Source organism: Streptomyces sp. NBC_00203, from assembly GCF_045206325.1.
GTDB classification, from domain to species: Bacteria; Actinomycetota; Actinomycetes; order Streptomycetales; family Streptomycetaceae; genus Streptomyces; species Streptomyces lutosisoli.
Genome location: NZ_CP108126.1, coordinates 7,744,666 through 7,765,560 on the forward strand (window position 1 = coordinate 7,744,666; position 20,895 = coordinate 7,765,560).

A 20,895-nucleotide genomic window follows, 5' to 3' on the forward strand; every position below is an offset into this window, starting at 1 on the left:
CAATGAGGGCCGACGCGGAGAACTGTCCGCGTCGGCCCTTCACCGTTCCCGCTCAGCTGCCGTCTCTGCTGCGGTCTCCGCTGCCGTCTCTGCTGCCGTCGTGCCTACTCCGCCACGAGCCCGCCATTGTGCGGCGCGGGCTCCAGATCGAACTCCCCGTCCCGGGCCCCCAGCACGAAGGCCCGCCACTCGGCCTCCGTGTACCGCAGGACCGTGTCCGGGTCGAGGGACGAACGCATGGCCACCGCGCCCTCGGGCAGATACGCGATCTCGACCCGCTCCTCGTGCTCCTCCGTGCCCGGCGCGCTGTGCCATTCGACGCCCGAGATGTCGAGGGCGTAGAGCTCGTCCTTCTCCCGCTCCTTGCGCGCCTTGACGTCGTTGTCCGTTTCCTCGGCCATGTTCCGGCGGCCCCTTCCCCACGTACGAATGACCTGTGCGGTCACACTAGTGGCCAGGTCGGTGGCCTTCGGCAGGTTCGGAGACCCGGACAGACGCGTCCGTCCAGGCTGGTACGCTGTGTGACGGCCGTTTGTGTACGCACCCCTGGAGCTCACCGCTCTGGAGGCCGCGCCCAGCGGATCCCCGCCTCCCGAGTAACGGAAGCTCCCCTGAGATGTGGACCAGGGGCACTCGGTGGCTACTCAGAGACTACGAGGAGTACGCGTGTCGCTCGACGCCGCTACGAAGAAGCAGATCATCAGCGAGTTCGGTCAGAAGGAGGGCGACACCGGCTCCCCCGAGGTCCAGGTCGCCATGCTCTCGCGCCGCATCTCGGACCTGACCGAGCACCTCAAGACCCACAAGCACGACCACCACTCCCGTCGTGGTCTGCTGATCCTGGTCGGTCAGCGCCGCCGGCTGCTGCAGTACCTGGCCAAGAAGGACATCCAGCGCTTCCGTGCGCTGGTCGACCGCCTGGGCATCCGCCGCGGTGCGGCGGGCGCCAAGTAAGACGCCGTGAAGGGAGCGGTTCCCACTTCTTGGGAGCCGCTCCTTTTGCTGTACGTGCTGCTGTCGGTGCTCTGTACGTGCTCTGTACGTGCGGAGTGTCACTGACGCTTTGTACTGTGGTAGCACAACGCAATACGCAGGACGCAGCACGTACGACACAGCGTGACGACGCCGTACCCGCCGGGTAGGGCACCGCCACGACAACGAACGAGGAGACGCGCACCTCGCCGCCGCCGGTCCTCGGTAGTGGCCCCCGGGGGATTGCGAACCCGGGTGCTTCGATCGAAGACCGGCCCGCACCAGAAGGAGCGCCTCTCCGCCACCGTCCCCCTGCCACACGGGCAGGACGGGACGAAGACGAGGAGAAAACGCTAGTGGAGAACGAGACCCACTACGCCGAGGCCGTTATCGACAACGGTTCCTTCGGCACCCGCACCATCCGCTTCGAGACGGGCCGCCTGGCCAAGCAGGCCGCCGGTTCCGCCGTGGCGTACCTGGACGACGACACCATGGTGCTGTCGGCCACCACCGCTTCCAAGAAGCCCAAGGACCAGCTCGACTTCTTCCCCCTCACGGTGGACGTCGAGGAGCGGATGTACGCCGCCGGCAAGATCCCCGGCAGCTTCTTCCGCCGCGAGGGCCGTCCTTCCGAGGACGCCATCCTCACCTGTCGCCTCATCGACCGCCCGCTGCGCCCGTCCTTCAAGAAGGGCCTGCGCAACGAGATCCAGGTCGTCGCGACGATCATGGCGCTCAACCCCGACCACCTGTACGACGTCGTGGCGATCAACGCCGCGTCCGCGTCCACGCAGCTGGCCGGTCTGCCCTTCTCCGGCCCGGTCGGCGGCGTCCGCGTCGCGCTGATCAACGGCCAGTGGGTCGCGTTCCCGACGCACACCGAACTCGAGGACGCCGTCTTCGACATGGTCGTCGCGGGCCGCGCCCTGGAGGACGGCGACGTCGCGATCATGATGGTCGAGGCCGAGGCCACCGACAAAACCATCCAGCTGGTCGCGGGCGGCGCCGAGGCGCCGACCGAGGAGGTCGTCGCCGCCGGTCTGGACGCCGCGAAGCCCTTCATCAAGGTGCTCTGCAAGGCCCAGGCCGACCTCGCCGCCAAGGCCGCCAAGCCGACCGGCGAGTTCCCGGTCTTCCTCGACTACCAGGACGACGTCCTGGAGGCCCTGACCGCCGCGGTCAAGAGCGAGCTGTCCCAGGCGCTCACCATCGCCGGCAAGCAGGACCGCGAGGCCGAGCTGGACCGCGTCAAGGAGATCGCCGCCGAGAAGCTCCTCCCGGCCTTCGAGGGCCGCGAGAAGGAGATCTCCGCCGCCTACCGCGCGCTGACCAAGAAGCTCGTCCGCGAGCGCGTCATCAAGGACAAGGTCCGCATCGACGGCCGCGGCGTCACGGACATCCGTACGCTGGCCGCCGAGGTCGAGGCCATCCCGCGCGTGCACGGCTCGGCGCTGTTCGAGCGTGGCGAGACCCAGATCCTGGGCGTCACCACCCTCAACATGCTCCGTATGGAGCAGCAGCTGGACACCCTTTCCCCGGTGACCCGCAAGCGCTACATGCACAACTACAACTTCCCGCCGTACTCCGTCGGTGAGACCGGCCGCGTCGGCTCCCCGAAGCGCCGCGAGATCGGCCACGGCGCGCTCGCCGAGCGCGCGATCGTGCCGGTCCTGCCGACCCGCGAGGAGTTCCCCTACGCGATCCGTCAGGTGTCCGAGGCCCTCGGCTCGAACGGCTCGACGTCCATGGGCTCGGTCTGCGCCTCCACCATGTCGCTGCTGAACGCCGGTGTGCCGCTCAAGGCCCCCGTCGCCGGTATCGCCATGGGTCTGATCTCCCAGGAGATCGACGGCCAGACGCACTACGTCGCCCTCACCGACATCCTCGGTGCGGAGGACGCGTTCGGTGACATGGACTTCAAGGTCGCCGGCACCAAGGAGTTCGTGACCGCGCTCCAGCTCGACACCAAGCTGGACGGCATCCCGGCCTCCGTCCTGGCCGCGGCCCTCAAGCAGGCCCGCGACGCCCGCCTCCACATCCTCGACGTGATGATGGAAGCGATCGACACGCCGGACGAGATGTCCCCCAACGCCCCGCGGATCATCACGGTCAAGATCCCCGTGGACAAGATCGGTGAGGTCATCGGCCCCAAGGGCAAGATGATCAACCAGATCCAGGAGGACACCGGCGCCGACATCACGATCGAGGACGACGGCACCATCTACATCGGTGCCGCCCAGGGTTCGCAGGCCGAGGCCGCGCGCGCCACGATCAACTCGATCGCCAACCCGACCATGCCGGAGGTCGGCGAGCGCTACCTGGGCACCGTCGTGAAGACGACGACCTTCGGTGCGTTCGTGTCGCTGCTCCCGGGTAAGGACGGTCTGCTGCACATCTCGCAGATCCGCAAGCTCGCCGGCGGCAAGCGCGTGGAGAACGTCGAGGACGTACTCGGTGTGGGCGCCAAGGTCCAGGTCGAGATCGCCGAGATCGACTCCCGCGGCAAGCTCTCCCTGATCCCCGTGATCGAGGGCGAAGAGGACGACGACAAGAAGGACGACACCGACAAGTGACGTCTCGTAGCTCCACGGCGACGGCCCGCACCTCTTCGGAGGCGCGGGCCGTCGCCCGTACCCAAACCCTCGTCAAGGGCCAGAACGGCATCGGTACGGTCCGCAAGACCACCCTCCCAGGCGGCCTGCGCATCGTCACCGAGACCCTGCCCTCGGTCCGCTCCGCCACCTTCGGCATCTGGGCGCACGTGGGCTCCCGCGACGAGACGCCGACGTTGAACGGCGCGACGCACTACCTGGAGCACCTGCTCTTCAAGGGCACGCAGCGCAGGTCCGCCCTGGACATCTCCTCCGCCATCGACGCGGTCGGCGGCGAGATGAACGCGTTCACGGCGAAGGAGTACACGTGCTACTACGCGCGCGTGCTCGACAACGACCTGCCGCTCGCCATCGACGTCGTCTGCGACATGCTGACCGGCTCACTCATCGTCGAGGAGGACGTCAACGTCGAGCGCGGCGCGATCCTCGAAGAGATCGCGATGACCGAGGACGACCCGGGCGACTGTGTGCACGACCTGTTCGCGCACACCATGCTCGGCGACACCCCCCTCGGCCGCCCCGTCCTCGGCACGGTCGACACGGTCAACGGCCTCACCGCCGACCGCATCCGCCGCTTCTACAAGAAGCACTACGACCCGACACACCTGGTCGTGGCCTGCGCGGGCAACGTCGACCACAACAAGGTCGTACGCCAGGTCCGCGCCGCCTTCGAGAAGGCGGGCGCCTTCAAGGAGGCCGTCGCCGAGCCGATCGCCCCGCGCGACGGCAGCCGCGCGATCCGCACCGCGGGCCGCGTCGAACTGCTCGGCCGCAAGACCGAGCAGGCCCACATCGTCCTCGGCATGCCGGGCCTGGCCCGCACCGACGAGCGCCGCTGGGCCCTGGGCGTCCTGAACACCGCCCTCGGCGGCGGCATGTCCTCCCGCCTCTTCCAGGAGGTCCGCGAGAAGCGCGGCCTGGCCTACAGCGTGTACTCGTACACCTCGGGCTTCGCCGACTGCGGCCTCTTCGGCGTGTACGCCGGCTGCCGTCCCAGCCAGGTCCACGACGTGCTCAAGCTCTGCCGTGACGAGCTCGACCAGGTCGCCGAGCACGGACTGTCGGACGACGAGATCGGCCGCGCCATCGGCCAGCTCCAGGGATCCACGGTCCTCGGCCTGGAGGACACCGGTGCGCTGATGAACCGTATCGGCAAGAGCGAGCTGTGCTGGGGCGAGCAGATGTCCGTCGACGACATGCTGACCCGGATAGCTTCGGTCACCCCGGACGAGGTCCGCGAGGTCGCCCGCGACATCCTGGGACAGCGGCCCTCGTTGTCGGTGATCGGCCCGCTCAAGGACAAGCAGGCGGCGCGTCTGCACGACGCGGTCGCGTAAGTCCTCTCTCCGCAAGGTCTCTGCAAGGTCTCTGTAAGGAACGAAGCAATGAGCAAGCTGCGCGTGGCGGTCCTCGGTGCCAAGGGCCGCATCGGAGCCGAGGCGGTACGAGCCGTCGAGGCCGCCGAGGACATGGAGCTGGTGGCCGCACTCGGCCGGGGCGACAAACTGGAGACGCTGGTCGACGCGGGCGCCCAGGTCGTCGTCGAACTGACCACGCCGGCCTCCGTCATGGGCAACCTCGACTTCTGCGTGCGCCACGGCATCCACGCGGTGGTCGGTACGACGGGCTGGACCGACGAGCGTCTGGCGCAGCTCAACACCTCGCTGGCCGCCTCCCCGGAGACGGGCGTGCTCATCGCGCCCAACTTCTCCATCGGGGCCGTGCTGACCATGAAGTTCGCCGAGGTCGCCGCGCCGTACTTCGAGTCCGTCGAGGTCGTCGAACTGCACCACCCGAACAAGGTGGACGCCCCCAGCGGCACCGCCACGCGCACCGCTCAGCTCATCGCGGCGGCCCGGAAGCGAGCGGGCAGCGCCCCGCAGCCCGACGCCACGGTGACGGGCCTGGACGGCGCCCGTGGCGCGAACGTCGACGGGGTGCCGGTGCACGCGGTCCGCCTGCGCGGTCTGCTGGCCCACCAGGAGGTCCTGCTCGGTGGCGAGGGCGAGACCCTCACCATCCGCCACGACTCCCTCCACCACAGCAGCTTCATGCCGGGCATCCTGCTCGGCGTACGCCGCGTGGTGACCACGCCGGGCCTCACCTTCGGCCTGGAACACTTCCTGGACCTCGGCTGAGCCGAGGCACGGACACAGATAGCTGGCAGACATGCGCGCGAAGATCACCTACGCCGTCACGGCCGCCGTCCTGGTCGTCTATTTCGTCCTGGTCGGCAGCCGGGGCGTGCTGCTCATCCAGAACGGCACCCTGATCACCGTCACCTTCGGTGTCGCGGTGCTGATCCTGCCGGTCATCGGCATCTGGTTCCTCTGGAAGAACACCCAGTTCGTCCGGAAGGCCAACCGGCTCGCCGCCGAGCTGGACGCCGAAGGCGGCCTGCCCGTCGACGAGTTGAGGCGCACCACCGGCGGCCGCATCGACCGTGACTCCGCCGACGAGGTCTTCGCCAAGCGCAAGGCCGAGACCGAGGACGCCCCGGACGACTGGCGCAGCTGGTTCCGCCTCGCGATCGCCTATCACGATGCCCGCGACACCCCGCGCGCCCGCAAGGCGATGCAGCGGGCCATCGCCCTGCACGAGGGCAGGCCGCTGGAGGCCTGAGGGCCGAGCACACCTCCCCGGTGACACGAACCCGAAGGCCGCAGGCGCCCGGCGGTGACACGAAAGAGGCCGGTCCGCGTGGTGCGGACCGGCCCCTTTCCTGTGCGCGGGAGGCGCACGGGGCCTCAGCTCCGCCGGTACTCGTCCGCCCACACCTCGATGGCGTCCGCGGCCCGGTCGAAGGCCTCCATACGGGCCAGGAAGTCGGCGTTGTGCGTGGTCAGCAGCGGCGGCACGGCGTCGGGCGCACGATCCTTGCGTACGAGGACCAGCGCCTGCCCCTGAACGGTGCGCGGCAGCCCCAGCCAGCGGACCGGCTGCTGCACCGTCCGCACCGCGACGACCTGCTCCCACGGCGTCGTGCGGGTGAGGAAGAAGCCCACCCGGCGCAGCCCACGCGCGCTCACCCACACGCCCACGCGCAACAGCCGCAGAGCGCACAGTATGGCGGCCAGGGCCCCGGCCAGACAGGATGCCGCCCCGGTCACGGTCCCGGTGAGCGCGATGACCACCGCGGCGACGAGCACGTACGAGGCGAGCAGCAGGACGAGCGCTGCCGCGCCCACCCGCCACGGTCCGGGCCGGTAGGGACGCCGCCAGCGGTCGCGGTCGTCGAACGGCAGCGCGAGACCGTCCGCCGCCTCGTCAAAGGCGCGGTCCGCCGTCAGGAAGGGCAGGGGCACGACTGAACCTCACTCAATCCATGCATGGGCTGTGCCCGGTGAGGCTATCGAGACGTGTGCCTGCTCACCACCCTTGGGGGTCCGGAAGGGTCAGCGGCCGTCGGACGCCTCGGAATGCTGCGTCTTCGCAGGTGACTGATCCTGTGACAGGGCGGGCATGCCGAGGATCAAGGATCCGGCGAGCCCGGCGACCACGGTGAGCCCTATGAGCCACCGGCCGGCTATCTGTCCGGCAGACGCACGCTCGCGGGGCGGCGGTGCGACATTGCTGCGGAACTGGTCGGCTTCGGCGATGAAGGCGAACGGGACGGGCTCGCGCCGACGGAACATGGGGGCTGCTTCTCCTCTGGAGACTCGTAGCGATGGATCGATGGACCTGATGTCTGGTGACGGCGACTCGAACGAAATCACCGTCACCAATACAGACGAGCGAATGCCCCAAGAGGTGCCCAGAATCACCGAATTCGCAGAAGTTCGCCGACGAATGTCGCGGCAAGGTACCGAACGCCCCGTTGTCAGTGCCGGGCCGTAGAGTGGGCGCCGCCCGAGCCTGTGATGGGAAGGACCCTGCGCACCGTGACCGACACCCCCGCCGACGACCTCAAGCCCAGCTTCCGCAGCGATGTCACCGTCGAGCTGATCAAGCACACGGCGTCCGACGCCGATGTACTGTTCGCCGCCCGTGTCTCCACCGCCGGGGAGCAGTCCCTGGACGAGCTGAAGAAGGACCCGGAGCGGTCCAAGGGCCTGATCAACTACCTGATGCGGGACCGGCACGGCAGCCCCTTCGAGCACAACTCGATGACGTTCTTCATCAGTGCCCCGATCTTCGTCTTCCGCGAGTTCATGCGGCACCGCGTGGGCTGGTCGTACAACGAGGAATCGGGTCGGTACAGGGAGCTCGAGCCCGTCTTCTACGTCCCGGACGAGTCCCGCAAGCTGGTCCAGGAGGGCCGCCCCGGCAAGTACGTCTTCGTCGAGGGCACCCAGGCCCAGCAGGAGCTCACGGGCCGTGTGATGGAGGACTCATACCGACAGGCGTACGAGGCGTACCAGGAGATGCTCGCCGCCGGCGTAGCCCGCGAGGTCGCCCGTGCGGTCCTGCCGGTCGGGCTCTTCTCCTCGATGTACGCCACGTGCAACGCACGCTCGCTGATGCACTTCCTCGGCCTGCGCACCCAGCATGAGCTGGCCAAAGTCCCGTCCTTCCCGCAGCGCGAGATCGAGATGGTCGGGGAGAAGATGGAAGCGGAGTGGGCCAAGCTCATGCCGCTCACGTACGCGGCCTTCAACGGCAACGGGCGCGTGGCGCCGTAGCGCGCTTCCGCACGCCTTCCGGCACTGATGTACGGATCAGCCGAGCGAAGTGTCCGTATTGCGGCATTTCGAGAAGTTCATCTAGCCTGATCAAACGGACCCGGCACTGCTTGAACCCCCGAGCAGGCAGTGCCGGGCTCCTCATTTGTCGGGCTTTGTCGTGTCCCCCGAGGGCAGACCACGTGTTGAGCAGCGAGTAGCGTGTTACCCATGGCTCCGACCTCCACTCCGCAGACCCCCTTCGGGCGGGTCCTCACCGCCATGGTCACGCCCTTCACGGCGGACGGCGCACTCGACCTCGACGGCGCTCAGCGGCTCGCTACCCACCTGGTGGACGCAGGCAACGACGGCCTGATCATCAACGGCACCACCGGTGAGTCCCCGACCACCAGCGACGCGGAGAAATCGGATCTCGTACGAGCCGTACTGGAGGCGGTGGGCGACCGAGCCCACATCGTCGCCGGCGTCGGTACGAACGACACCCACCACAGCATCGAGCTGGCCCGCGCCGCCGAGAAGACCGGCGCGCACGGCCTGCTGACCGTGACGCCGTACTACAACAAGCCCCCGCAGGAGGGCCTCTACCGGCACTTCACGGCCATCGCCGACGCGACCGAACTTCCGGTGATGCTCTATGACATCCCCGGCCGCAGCGGCGTACCGATCAACACCGAAACGCTGGTGCGGCTCGCCGACCACCCGCGTATCGTCGCGAACAAGGACGCCAAGGGAGACCTCGGCCGGGCCAGCTGGGCCATCGCCCGCTCCGGCCTCGCCTGGTACTCCGGCGACGACATGCTGAACCTGCCGCTGCTCTCCGTGGGCGCGGTCGGCTTCGTCTCCGTCGTGGGCCATGTCGTCACCCCGGAGCTGCGTGCCATGCTCGACGCGTATGTCTCGGGTGACGTGCAGAAGGCGACCGAGATCCACCAGAAGCTGCTCCCCGTCTTCACCGGCATGTTCCGCACCCAGGGCGTCATGACGACCAAGGCCGCGCTCGCCCTCCAGGGCCTGCCCGCCGGACCGCTGCGCGCCCCGATGGTCGAGCTGTCGGCCGAGGAGACCGCCCAGCTCAAGATCGATCTTGCCGCAGGCGGGGTAGAGCTCTAACCACAGACTTCACAACTGAATACGTAAGACCCCGCAGGCCACCGGCCTGCACCCCAGACAGACAACTGCTACTGCACGAACGTCACGCGCGCCACGTGCCTTGCCAGGTACGTGGCGCGCGTGGTGAGGAGAGTCTTTTGAGTCATCCGCATCCTGAACTCGGCGCACCGCCGGTGCTTCCGAAGGGTGGCCTGCGGGTCACCCCGCTCGGCGGCCTCGGTGAAATCGGCCGAAACATGACCGTCTTCGAGTACGGCGGTCGCCTGTTGATCGTCGACTGCGGAGTGCTCTTCCCAGAGGAGGAGCAGCCCGGAATCGACCTGATCCTGCCGGACTTCACGTCCATCAGGGACCGCCTCGACGACATCGAGGGCATCGTCCTCACGCACGGCCACGAGGACCACATCGGCGGTGTCCCGTTCCTTCTCCGCGAGAAGCCGGACATCCCGCTGATCGGCTCCAAGCTGACCCTCGCCCTGATCGAGGCGAAGCTCCAGGAGCACCGCATCCGGCCGTACACGCTCGAGGTGGCCGAGGGTCATCGCGAGCGCATCGGCCCCTTCGACTGCGAGTTCGTCGCGGTCAACCACTCCATCCCGGACGCCCTCGCAGTCGCCATCCGCACGCCTGCGGGCATGGTGGTCCACACCGGCGACTTCAAGATGGACCAGCTCCCGCTGGACCGCCGCCTCACGGACCTGCACGCGTTCGCACGGCTGAGCGAGGAGGGCATCGACCTCCTTCTCTCGGACTCCACGAACGCAGAGGTTCCGGGCTTCGTCCCGCCCGAGCGCGACATCTCGAACGTGCTGCGCCAGGTTTTCGCCGGCGCACACAAGCGGATCATCGTGGCGAGCTTCGCCAGCCACGTCCACCGCATTCAGCAGATCCTCGACGCGGCTCATGAGTACGGCCGCCGGGTCGCCTTCGTCGGCCGCTCGATGGTCCGCAACATGGGCATCGCACGGGATCTCGGCTACCTCAAGGTCCCGCCGGGCCTGGTGGTCGACGTCAAGACGCTGGACGACCTCCCGGACCACCAGATCGTGCTCGTCTGCACGGGTTCCCAGGGCGAGCCGATGGCGGCCCTGTCGAGGATGGCCAACCGCGACCACCAGATCCGGATCGTCCAGGGCGACACGGTGATCCTGGCGTCGTCCCTGATCCCCGGCAACGAGAACGCGGTCTACCGCGTCATCAACGGCCTGACCCGCTGGGGCGCGAACGTCGTCCACAAGGGCAACGCCAAGGTGCACGTCTCCGGCCACGCCTCCGCGGGCGAGCTCCTGTACTTCTATAACATCTGCAAGCCGCGGAACCTGATGCCGGTCCACGGCGAATGGCGCCACCTGCGCGCCAACGCCGAGCTGGGCGCCCTCACCGGTGTCCCGCACGACCGCATCGTGATCGCCGAGGACGGCGTCGTCGTCGACCTCATCGAGGGCAAGGCCAAGATCTCCGGCAAGGTCCAGGCGGGATACGTGTACGTCGACGGCCTCTCGGTCGGCGACGTCGGCGAGCCCGCGCTCAAGGACCGCAAGATCCTCGGTGACGAGGGCATCATCTCGGTCTTCGTGGTGATGGACGCCAGCACCGGAAAGATCACCGCCGGCCCGCACGTCCAGGCCCGGGGTTCCGGCATCGACGACTCCGCCTTCGGGGACGTCATCCCGAAGGTCAGGGACGTCCTGGAGAAGTCGGCCCAGGACGGCGTCGTCGAGCCCCACCAGATGCAGCAGCTCATCCGCCGCACGCTGGGCAAGTGGGTCTCGGACAACTACCGCCGACGTCCGATGATCCTCCCGGTCGTCGTCGAGGTCTGACCCCTGGCACGCGCCAACTCCGGAGCGGGGAGCCTCGATTTGCATCGAGGCTCCCCGCTCCAGTACGTTTACGGCTCCACCTGAACGGGAACCCAGCACAACCGCGTGCCTGGAGCCACCCCGAGCGGGACGGAAATTCCGACTCAGAATCTCTGATAAAGTCGGAACCGCCGGAAAGGGAAACGCGAAAGCGGAAACCTGGAAAGCACCGAGGGAAATCGGACCGGAAACGATCTGATAGAGTCGGAAACGCAAGAACGAAACAAAAACAAAGCAAGACCGAAGGGAAGCGCCCGGAGGAAAGCCCGAGAGGGTGAGTACAAAGGAAGCGTCCGTTCCTTGAGAACTCAACAGCGTGCCAAAAATCAACGCCAGATATGTTGATACCCCGTCTCCGGCCGATCGGCTGGGACGAGGTTCCTTTGAAAAAGTCCTGCCGGACAATGTTCGGTAGGCGCACAGCGAGGACGCTGTGAACCGAGGGGATTATTCCTCCCCTTGGTTCCGCTCTCGTGGTGTCCACCCGATTACGGGTAAACATTCACGGAGAGTTTGATCCTGGCTCAGGACGAACGCTGGCGGCGTGCTTAACACATGCAAGTCGAACGATGAAGCCCTTCGGGGTGGATTAGTGGCGAACGGGTGAGTAACACGTGGGCAATCTGCCCTTCACTCTGGGACAAGCCCTGGAAACGGGGTCTAATACCGGATAATACTTCTGCCCGCATGGGTGGGGGTTAAAAGCTCCGGCGGTGAAGGATGAGCCCGCGGCCTATCAGCTTGTTGGTGAGGTAGTGGCTCACCAAGGCGACGACGGGTAGCCGGCCTGAGAGGGCGACCGGCCACACTGGGACTGAGACACGGCCCAGACTCCTACGGGAGGCAGCAGTGGGGAATATTGCACAATGGGCGAAAGCCTGATGCAGCGACGCCGCGTGAGGGATGACGGCCTTCGGGTTGTAAACCTCTTTCAGCAGGGAAGAAGCGAAAGTGACGGTACCTGCAGAAGAAGCGCCGGCTAACTACGTGCCAGCAGCCGCGGTAATACGTAGGGCGCAAGCGTTGTCCGGAATTATTGGGCGTAAAGAGCTCGTAGGCGGCTTGTCACGTCGGGTGTGAAAGCCCGGGGCTTAACCCCGGGTCTGCATTCGATACGGGCTAGCTAGAGTGTGGTAGGGGAGATCGGAATTCCTGGTGTAGCGGTGAAATGCGCAGATATCAGGAGGAACACCGGTGGCGAAGGCGGATCTCTGGGCCATTACTGACGCTGAGGAGCGAAAGCGTGGGGAGCGAACAGGATTAGATACCCTGGTAGTCCACGCCGTAAACGGTGGGAACTAGGTGTTGGCGACATTCCACGTCGTCGGTGCCGCAGCTAACGCATTAAGTTCCCCGCCTGGGGAGTACGGCCGCAAGGCTAAAACTCAAAGGAATTGACGGGGGCCCGCACAAGCAGCGGAGCATGTGGCTTAATTCGACGCAACGCGAAGAACCTTACCAAGGCTTGACATACACCGGAAACGGCCAGAGATGGTCGCCCCCTTGTGGTCGGTGTACAGGTGGTGCATGGCTGTCGTCAGCTCGTGTCGTGAGATGTTGGGTTAAGTCCCGCAACGAGCGCAACCCTTGTTCTGTGTTGCCAGCATGCCCTTCGGGGTGATGGGGACTCACAGGAGACTGCCGGGGTCAACTCGGAGGAAGGTGGGGACGACGTCAAGTCATCATGCCCCTTATGTCTTGGGCTGCACACGTGCTACAATGGCAGGTACAAAGAGCTGCGAAGCCGCGAGGCGGAGCGAATCTCAAAAAGCCTGTCTCAGTTCGGATTGGGGTCTGCAACTCGACCCCATGAAGTCGGAGTTGCTAGTAATCGCAGATCAGCATTGCTGCGGTGAATACGTTCCCGGGCCTTGTACACACCGCCCGTCACGTCACGAAAGTCGGTAACACCCGAAGCCGGTGGCCCAACCCCTTGTGGGAGGGAGCTGTCGAAGGTGGGACTGGCGATTGGGACGAAGTCGTAACAAGGTAGCCGTACCGGAAGGTGCGGCTGGATCACCTCCTTTCTAAGGAGCATCTAGGCCGCCGAGCTTTGCTTGGTGGTCCAGGGCCATTACGTCGGCACACGTTCGACGGTGGTTGCTCATGGGTGGAACGTTGATTATTCGGCACCGTCAGTCATCTCGGGCTGTGAGTACTGTCCTTCGGGGCGTGGAAAGCTGATCATGAGTGGCGAGGGTGTCGGGCACGCTGTTGGGTGTCTGAAGGTACGGCCGATTACGGCTGCCTTCAGTGCCGGCCCCAGTGAACTCCGGTGGTAACCGGGGGTGATGGGTGGTTGGTCGTTGTTTGAGAACTGCACAGTGGACGCGAGCATCTGTGGCCAAGTTTTTAAGGGCGCACGGTGGATGCCTTGGCACCAGGAACCGATGAAGGACGTGGGAGGCCACGATAGTCCCCGGGGAGCCGTCAACCAGGCTTTGATCCGGGGGTTTCCGAATGGGGAAACCCGGCAGTCGTCATGGGCTGTCACCCATACCTGAACACATAGGGTATGTGGAGGGAACGCGGGGAAGTGAAACATCTCAGTACCCGCAGGAAGAGAAAACAACCGTGATTCCGGGAGTAGTGGCGAGCGAAACTGGATGAGGCCAAACCATATGCGTGTGAGACCCGGCAGGGGTTGCGCATGTGGGGTTGTGGGATCTCTCTTTCACAGTCTGCCGGCTGTGAGGCGAGTCAGAAACCGTTGATGTAGGCGAAGGACATGCGAAAGGTCCGGCGTAGAGGGTAAGACCCCCGTAGTCGAAACATCAACGGCTCGTTTGAGAGACACCCAAGTAGCACGGGGCCCGAGAAATCCCGTGTGAATCTGGCGGGACCACCCGCTAAGCCTAAATATTCCCTGGTGACCGATAGCGGATAGTACCGTGAGGGAATGGTGAAAAGTACCGCGGGAGCGGAGTGAAATAGTACCTGAAACCGTGTGCCTACAAGCCGTGGGAGCGTCGGAGTGCATGCTTGCATGCACTCTCGTGACTGCGTGCCTTTTGAAGAATGAGCCTGCGAGTTTGCGGTGTGTTGCGAGGTTAACCCGTGTGGGGAAGCCGTAGCGAAAGCGAGTCCGAATAGGGCGATTCAGTAGCGCGCTCAAGACCCGAAGCGGAGTGATCTAGCCATGGGCAGGTTGAAGCGGCTGTAAGAGGTCGTGGAGGACCGAACCCACCAGGGTTGAAAACCTGGGGGATGACCTGTGGTTAGGGGTGAAAGGCCAATCAAACTCCGTGATAGCTGGTTCTCCCCGAAATGCATTTAGGTGCAGCGTCGTGTGTTTCTTGCCGGAGGTAGAGCACTGGATAGGCGATGGGCCCTACCGGGTTACTGACCTTAGCCAAACTCCGAATGCCGGTAAGTGAGAGCGCGGCAGTGAGACTGTGGGGGATAAGCTCCATGGTCGAGAGGGAAACAGCCCAGAGCATCGACTAAGGCCCCTAAGCGTACGCTAAGTGGGAAAGGATGTGGAGTCGCAGAGACAACCAGGAGGTTGGCTTAGAAGCAGCCACCCTTGAAAGAGTGCGTAATAGCTCACTGGTCTAGTGATTCCGCGCCGACAATGTAGCGGGGCTCAAGCGTACCGCCGAAGTCGTGTCATTGCAGCAATAGGGCCAACGCCCGCTGTGATGGGTAGGGGAGCGTCGTGTGCCGGGTGAAGCCGCGCCGGAAGGCAGTGGTGGACGGTTCACGAGTGAGAATGCAGGCATGAGTAGCGATACACACGTGAGAAACGTGTGCGCCGATTGACTAAGGGTTCCTGGGTCAAGCTGATCTGCCCAGGGTAAGTCGGGACCTAAGGCGAGGCCGACAGGCGTAGTCGATGGATAACCGGTTGATATTCCGGTACCCGCTGTGAAGCGTCAAACATTGAACCAGGCGATGCTAAGTCCGTGAAGCCGCCCCGGAGCCTTCGGGCAAAGGGGAGTGGTGGAGCCGACGGACCAGACCTGCAGTAGGTGAGTGATGGGGTGACGCAGGAAGGTAGTCCATCCCGGGCGGTGGTTGTCCCGGGGTAAGGGTGTAGGCCGTGCGATAGGCAAATCCGTCGCACATTAAGGCTGAGACCTGATGCCGAGCCGATTGTGGTGAAGTGGATGATCCTATGCTGTCGAGAAAAGCCTCTAGCGAGTTTCATGGCGGCCCGTACCCTAAACCGACTCAGGTGGTCAGGTAGAGAATACCGAGGCGTTCGGGTGAACTATGGTTAAGGAACTCGGCAAAATGCCCCCGTAACTTCGGGAGAAGGGGGGCCATCACCGGTGATTGAATTTACTTCATGAGCTGGGGGTGGCCGCAGAGACCAGCGAGAAGCGACTGTTTACTAAAAACACAGGTCCGTGCGAAGCCGTAAGGCGATGTATACGGACTGACGCCTGCCCGGTGCTGGAACGTTAAGGGGACCGGTTAGTCACTCTTCGGGGTGGCGAAGCTGAGAACTTAAGCGCCAGTAAACGGCGGTGGTAACTATAACCATCCTAAGGTAGCGAAATTCCTTGTCGGGTAAGTTCCGACCTGCACGAATGGCGTAACGACTTCTCGACTGTCTCAACCATAGGCCCGGTGAAATTGCACTACGAGTAAAGATGCTCGTTTCGCGCAGCAGGACGGAAAGACCCCGGGACCTTTACTACAGTTTGATATTGGTGTTCGGTTCGGCTTGTGTAGGATAGCTGGGAGACTTTGAAGCAGGCACGCCAGTGTTTGTGGAGTCGTCGTTGAAATACCAGTCTGGTCGTGCTGGATGTCTAACCTGGGTCCGTGATCCGGATCAGGGACAGTGTCTGATGGGTAGTTTAACTGGGGCGGTTGCCTCCTAAAGAGTAACGGAGGCGCCCAAAGGTTCCCTCAGCCTGGTTGGTAATCAGGTGTTGAGTGTAAGTGCACAAGGGAGCTTGACTGTGAGACCGACGGGTCGAGCAGGGACGAAAGTCGGGACTAGTGATCCGGCGGTGGCTTGTGGAAGCGCCGTCGCTCAACGGATAAAAGGTACCCCGGGGATAACAGGCTGATCTTCCCCAAGAGTCCATATCGACGGGATGGTTTGGCACCTCGATGTCGGCTCGTCGCATCCTGGGGCTGGAGTCGGTCCCAAGGGTTGGGCTGTTCGCCCATTAAAGCGGTACGCGAGCTGGGTTTAGAACGTCGTGAGACAGTTCGGTCCCTATCCGCTGTGCGCGTAGGAATATTGAGAAGGGCTGTCCCTAGTACGAGAGGACCGGGACGGACGAACCTCTGGTGTGCCAGTTGTCCTGCCAAGGGCATGGCTGGTTGGCTACGTTCGGGAGGGATAACCGCTGAAAGCATCTAAGCGGGAAGCCTGCTTCGAGATGAGTATTCCCACCTCCTTGAGAGGGTAAGGCTCCCAGTAGACGACTGGGTTGATAGGCCAGATCTGGAAGCCCGGTAACGGGTGGAGGTGACTGGTACTAATAGGCCGAGGGCTTGTCCTCAGTTGCTCGCGTCCACTGTGTTGGTTCTGAAACCACGAACAACCGTCGTAGCTATGCCACGGCTCCGGTTGACAGTTTCATAGTGTTTCGGTGGTCATAGCGTGAGGGAAACGCCCGGTTACATTCCGAACCCGGAAGCTAAGCCTCACAGCGCCGATGGTACTGCAGGGGGGACCCTGTGGGAGAGTAGGACGCCGCCGAACTATTATTAATAGAGCTGGTCCCTGAACTTCGGTTCAGGGACCAGCTCTTTTTTGTTTTGCGTCACTTGCAGTTCACGTTGCGCGGCAAACATCCGCAGCATGGGTACTGCTGCAATGCTCAGGGCCGCGGGTGTCGGAGCCGGTGACGAGGTCATCGTGCCGGCGTTCGGGAACGTCGAGGTCGCCGAGGCCGTGACGCAGGCCGGTGCGACGGTCGTCTTCGCCGACATAGACCCGGCGACCTACTGCCTGGACGCGAGGGCGGTCGAGTCCGCCGTAACTCCCCGGTCGGCGGCTCTGGTTGTCGTACACCGCTTCGGGCGGACGGCAGACATGGTGCGGCTGCGGGAGGTTGGGCAGCGGCTCGGCCTCCTGCTGCTGGAGCAGGGTGAGTCCGAGGCGCCGTACGACGAGATCGCGCAGCGCAGGGAGCGGGCCGCGTATCTGGACGGGCGGCTCAGCGGTGTGTGGACGCCGGACGGCGGTGATGGGCACACGTACCAGCAGTACGTCGTGCGGGTGCCGGGCAATGGGCGGCCGGACCGGGACGCCTTCGCACGGGCCGTACGGGCTCGGGGAGTTGAGTGCCGGGTGCCGGTGAAGACGCCGGTGCACCGCATGCCCGCGTTCCGTCGGGACGTGCATCTTCCGGAGACCGAGCGGGCCGCGGACGAGACCCTCGCGCTGCCCGTGGACGCGTCGTTGACGAAGCGGGAGATGCATCGGATCGTCTCCGCGTGCAACGCGCTGGGCGGATTGCTGCAGCCCGCCTTCTGATTCAGCCGGATTCAGCGGGACGGGTTGGGAGCACGCCTCTGTTCGGGGTATGATCTATTTCGTTGCCGCGAGGGAAACCTCGAGAAGGCGACTGGCCCCCCTAGCTCAGTCGGCAGAGCGTCTCCATGGTAAGGAGAAGGTCAACGGTTCGATTCCGTTGGGGGGCTCCAGCAAGAAAAGGCCTCCGCCCTTACAGGCGGGGGCCTTTCTCGTACCCCGGATGAAACCCGGCCTCAGTTCTTCTGAAGACCGGGAACGCGCATCGCCAGAATCGCCATGTCGTCGGACGGGGCGTCGGAGGCGAAGCGCTCGACCGCGCGCATGATGCGGGCGGCGACTGCGCCCGCCGTCAGGCCCGTGCAGGTGGTGAGGACGTCCGTGAGGCCGTCGTCGCCGAGCATGCGGGTGCCCTCGCGGCGTTCCGTGACGCCGTCCGTGACGCACAGCAGGACGTCGCCCGGGTCAAGGGTGATCGTCTGCTCGTACAGCTCCAGGTCTTCCATGACGCCGAGCAGCGGCTGCGGTTCTGCGGCCGGTTCGACCGTGCCGTCCTGGCGTAGGCGCAGCGGGAGCGGGTGGCCGGCGCAGACCACCTTCAGTACGGCGCTGCCGTCCTCCTGGGGCCACAACTCGCCGTACAGGAGCGTCAGGAAGCGGCTGCGGGCGCCCTCGTCGAGGATCGCGGAGTTCAGGCGCTCCAGGACGGCCGGGCCACCGTAGCCCTCGCGGGCCAGGAGCCTGAGCGCGTGCCGGGCCAGGCCCGTGACCGCGGCCGCCTCCGGGCCCGTACCGCAGACGTCGCCGATGGCGAAGCCGTACGCGCCGTCGCGGATCGGGAAGAGGTCGTAGAAGTCGCCGCCGACCTCGTTGCCCTCGCCGGCCGCGCGGTAGATGACCTCGACCTCGACGCCGTCGATGTGCGGGAGCTCCGGGGGCAGGAGGCTGCGCTGGAGGGACTGGCTGATGGCCATGCGCTCCGAGTACAGGCGGGCGTTGTCGAGTGCCAGGGCGGCCCTGCGGGAGAGGTCCTCGGCCAGTTCCAGGATTTCCTGCCGGAAGTGTTCGTCCGACGGCTTGCCGAGCGTCAGCATGCCGATGACGCGGTTGCGGGCCACGAGGGGGAGTACGACCGTCTCGCCGCCGACCGCCGAGGCCGTCGCCAGTGTCGTACCGATGCCGGAACTCACCGAAGTGGGCGCGCCGAGGCCCAGGCTGCGCATGGACGTGCGCAGGGCCGCCTGGTGGGCCGCTTCGGCGGGTGCCGACCAGACGCGGGCGCCCGGGGTGGGGACCGGGTCCGGCGGGGCGATCTTCGAGAGCAACGCCTTGAGGCCGTCGATGCGTTCCTCGTCCTCGTGCAGGACGTACGAGAGATACGGGTCCGAGGCCTGGTCGGCGATTGTGTAGACGGCGCACCAGGTGGCCAGGGTCGGGACCGTCATCTGGGCCATGAGGGCCAGGGTCTGGTCGCGGTCCAGGGTGCCGGCGAGGAGGTCGGAGGCCTCGACGAGGAAGGACAGGGAGCCGCGGCGCAGGCGTTCCAGCTCGCCCAGGCGGGCCGATTCCACCGCCAGGGCGATGCGGTCGGCGGCGAACTGGAGGCGCAGGGCCTCCTCGTTGGAGTATCTGCCGGGCGACTCGGCCGCGACGCCGAGCGAGCCGGTGAGGCGGCCCTCGACCTTCAGTGGGACCGTCACGACCGAGCGCATGCCGGTGCCGCTCAGCAGCGGGACGGCGCCGGGGACCACCATCAGGTCCTCGTGCACGGCGGGCATGCGGGCCGAGCCGTAGCGGCCGGGGCCCGCCTCGACGGGGACGCGGGCGAAGCGCTGGCGGGCGGAGGGGAGGCCCGTCGAGGCTCGTACCTCCAACTCCGTTTCGTCGTCGGTCGCCAGGAGCAGGAAGGCGGAGTCGCCGTCGAGCATGTCGCGGGCGCGCTCCACCGTGCGCTGGAGGAGGCCGTCCAGGTCGTCGGGGGCCGGAGAGCCGATGAAGACCTCGAAGGGGTCGGAGGCCTGGCCTTCGGAGCTGGTGGTCGTGTCGGTGGCCGAGACGCGCAACGGGGTCTGCAGGACGGCGCGTTCGTGGTCGCGTACGAGGAGGCAGACGGTGGAGGGTTCGCCGCCCGTGTCGCGTACCCGAAGGTGTGATGCGTATACGGGGGTGACGCGGCCGGTGGCGGCGCGGATGCCGTAAGTGCCCTCCCAGCGGGAGAGCTGGAGGGCCTCGACGATGCCGGTGCTGGTGCCGGGGGTGTGCGGCCAGGCCGCGAGGTCGGTGAGCGGCTTGCCGGTGACCTGCTCGGCGGCGTAACCGAAGAGTTCCTCCGCGTCCTCGTTCCAGGCGTTGATGGCGCCGACGCGGTCGATCTGGATGACCGCGACGCGGACGCGGCCGTCGGCGAGCGGGAGGAGGTCGGCGGGGAGGGAGGGGCCGGCGGTGCGGGTGCCCACCGGGCGCTCGGGGAGGTCGATCTGGAACCAGACCTGCTTGTGGGTGGGCGTGTACTCGACGCCCCAGCGGCCGGCCAGGGCTGCGCACAGCTGGAGGCCGCGGCCGCCCTCGCGGTCGGGGCTGCCCATGTTCACAGCCGTCGCCTGGAGTGGAATTTCACGTTCCGGGTAGCGGTCAGCCACCTCGATGCGTACGCCGTCGTCGCTGCGCAGACACAGGACGTCCGCGGAGGTGCCCGCATGCACGACAGCGTTGGTGACGAGTTCGCTGGTGAGGACCACGGCGTCGTCGACCACGTCGGCGAAGCCCCAGCCCTGGAGGGTGTCACGGACGAAGGAGCGGGCGGTCGCGACGGATCGCCCCAGGGGCTCGAAACTGGCGGCCGCGCGCGCGGTGATCACAGAACTCCTCGTCCGGTTGTCGGCGTGCAGCGCTCCGTGGCCGACTTGCTCCTGCCGGGGCAGAGCGTGGTTCCCCGTCGGCCGGGGATCCTGGGACGATCCCCCAGGATGCAGTCCGGTGGTCATGGTGCGGCGCCCCTCCGATGCCTGCCCGCTCGTGCTCGTGCCACCGCCCAGGCCGGACGGGACCGGCGCCGCTGGACAGCCGCATGCAAGGTTACTTACCTTCGCCGTCCATGCGGATGCCGGTCGCCTGTGTTTCCGCCCAGAGGTGTGCGGACGATGTGCGAAGCTGCCGAACTGTTATGGCCTGGTTCAGCCGGGGTGAAACACTGGGCAAGCTCCAGGAGAAGGTCCGGGCAGGCTGAACGCCTTCCAGCACGCAGAGCAGAAGTACCCGAGTACGCCGAGCATTAA

13 protein-coding genes, 1 tRNA gene and 3 rRNA genes are annotated in these 20,895 nt (G+C 65.8%); 13 read left to right on the forward strand and 4 right to left on the reverse strand.

Annotated features, from left to right (window positions below):
* Positions 1-104 precede the first annotated feature (104 nt).
* On the reverse strand, positions 105-401 hold the full coding sequence (locus tag OG975_RS34630; RefSeq protein WP_406333246.1) for a DUF397 domain-containing protein: 297 nt from the start codon (positions 399-401) through the stop codon (positions 105-107).
* 265 nt (positions 402-666) lie between these two features.
* Here OG975_RS34630 and rpsO point away from each other — a divergent pair, with 265 nt between their 5' ends.
* The 5 genes from rpsO (at position 667) to OG975_RS34655 (ending at position 6,206) form a co-directional block, all read left to right on the forward strand.
* Entirely contained in the window at positions 667-954 is a 288-nt protein-coding gene (gene rpsO / locus OG975_RS34635) for a 30S ribosomal protein S15 (RefSeq protein WP_037741887.1), read from the forward strand.
* Positions 955-1,328: 374 nt separating this feature from the next.
* Positions 1,329-3,545, forward strand: a complete 2,217-nt coding sequence (locus OG975_RS34640; protein ID WP_406333248.1) for a polyribonucleotide nucleotidyltransferase — start codon at positions 1,329-1,331, stop codon at positions 3,543-3,545.
* Positions 3,542-4,921, forward strand: coding sequence for a pitrilysin family protein (locus tag OG975_RS34645; RefSeq protein WP_330307682.1), 1,380 nt, complete (start codon positions 3,542-3,544; stop codon positions 4,919-4,921). The genes OG975_RS34640 and OG975_RS34645 overlap by 4 nt, the downstream gene beginning before the upstream one ends.
* Before the next feature lie 48 nt (positions 4,922-4,969).
* Positions 4,970-5,722: a 4-hydroxy-tetrahydrodipicolinate reductase gene (dapB, locus tag OG975_RS34650; RefSeq protein ID WP_406333249.1), complete on the forward strand. Its 753-nt coding sequence runs from the start codon at positions 4,970-4,972 to the stop codon at positions 5,720-5,722.
* A gap of 31 nt (positions 5,723-5,753) precedes the next feature.
* A complete protein-coding gene (locus tag OG975_RS34655) occupies positions 5,754-6,206 on the forward strand; it encodes a hypothetical protein (protein ID WP_406333250.1) in 453 nt (150 codons plus the stop codon).
* A gap of 125 nt (positions 6,207-6,331) precedes the next feature.
* Here OG975_RS34655 and OG975_RS34660 read toward each other — a convergent pair whose 3' ends face one another.
* Together OG975_RS34660 and OG975_RS34665 are read right to left on the reverse strand one after the other, a co-directional pair.
* Positions 6,332-6,889 (reverse strand): hypothetical protein, encoded by a 558-nt coding sequence (locus OG975_RS34660; RefSeq protein WP_406333251.1) that lies wholly within the window; start codon positions 6,887-6,889, stop codon positions 6,332-6,334.
* Between the two features lie 90 nt (positions 6,890-6,979).
* Entirely contained in the window at positions 6,980-7,219 is a 240-nt protein-coding gene (locus tag OG975_RS34665; protein ID WP_327432152.1) for a hypothetical protein, read from the reverse strand.
* 246 nt (positions 7,220-7,465) lie between these two features.
* Between OG975_RS34665 and thyX the strand changes: the two genes are divergently transcribed.
* The 8 genes from thyX to OG975_RS34705 all read left to right on the forward strand — a co-directional run bounded on the left by thyX (position 7,466) and on the right by OG975_RS34705 (position 17,793).
* Positions 7,466-8,206, forward strand: coding sequence for an FAD-dependent thymidylate synthase (gene thyX / locus OG975_RS34670; RefSeq protein WP_327432153.1), 741 nt, complete (start codon positions 7,466-7,468; stop codon positions 8,204-8,206).
* A 210-nt stretch (positions 8,207-8,416) separates the two neighbouring features.
* A complete protein-coding gene (dapA, locus tag OG975_RS34675) occupies positions 8,417-9,316 on the forward strand; it encodes a 4-hydroxy-tetrahydrodipicolinate synthase (protein WP_330307687.1) in 900 nt (299 codons plus the stop codon).
* A 137-nt stretch (positions 9,317-9,453) separates the two neighbouring features.
* On the forward strand, positions 9,454-11,139 hold the full coding sequence (locus tag OG975_RS34680; protein WP_406333253.1) for a ribonuclease J: 1,686 nt from the start codon (positions 9,454-9,456) through the stop codon (positions 11,137-11,139).
* Between the two features lie 540 nt (positions 11,140-11,679).
* Positions 11,680-13,205: ribosomal RNA gene (locus OG975_RS34685) — 16S ribosomal RNA — on the forward strand.
* Between the two features lie 315 nt (positions 13,206-13,520).
* Positions 13,521-16,643, forward strand: a 23S ribosomal RNA gene (locus OG975_RS34690).
* An 86-nt stretch (positions 16,644-16,729) separates the two neighbouring features.
* Positions 16,730-16,846 (forward strand): 5S ribosomal RNA (rrf, locus tag OG975_RS34695).
* The 16S, 23S and 5S rRNA genes sit together here, the layout of an rRNA operon.
* A 114-nt stretch (positions 16,847-16,960) precedes the next feature.
* A complete protein-coding gene (locus tag OG975_RS34700; RefSeq protein ID WP_330310309.1) occupies positions 16,961-17,623 on the forward strand; it encodes a DegT/DnrJ/EryC1/StrS family aminotransferase in 663 nt (220 codons plus the stop codon).
* 94 nt (positions 17,624-17,717) lie between these two features.
* Positions 17,718-17,793, forward strand: a tRNA-Thr gene (locus OG975_RS34705).
* A 63-nt stretch (positions 17,794-17,856) separates the two neighbouring features.
* On the opposite strand, the gene OG975_RS34710 is transcribed toward OG975_RS34705, so the two are convergent.
* Positions 17,857-20,604 (reverse strand): SpoIIE family protein phosphatase, encoded by a 2,748-nt coding sequence (locus OG975_RS34710; protein ID WP_406333254.1) that lies wholly within the window; start codon positions 20,602-20,604, stop codon positions 17,857-17,859.
* Positions 20,605-20,895 lie beyond the last annotated feature (291 nt).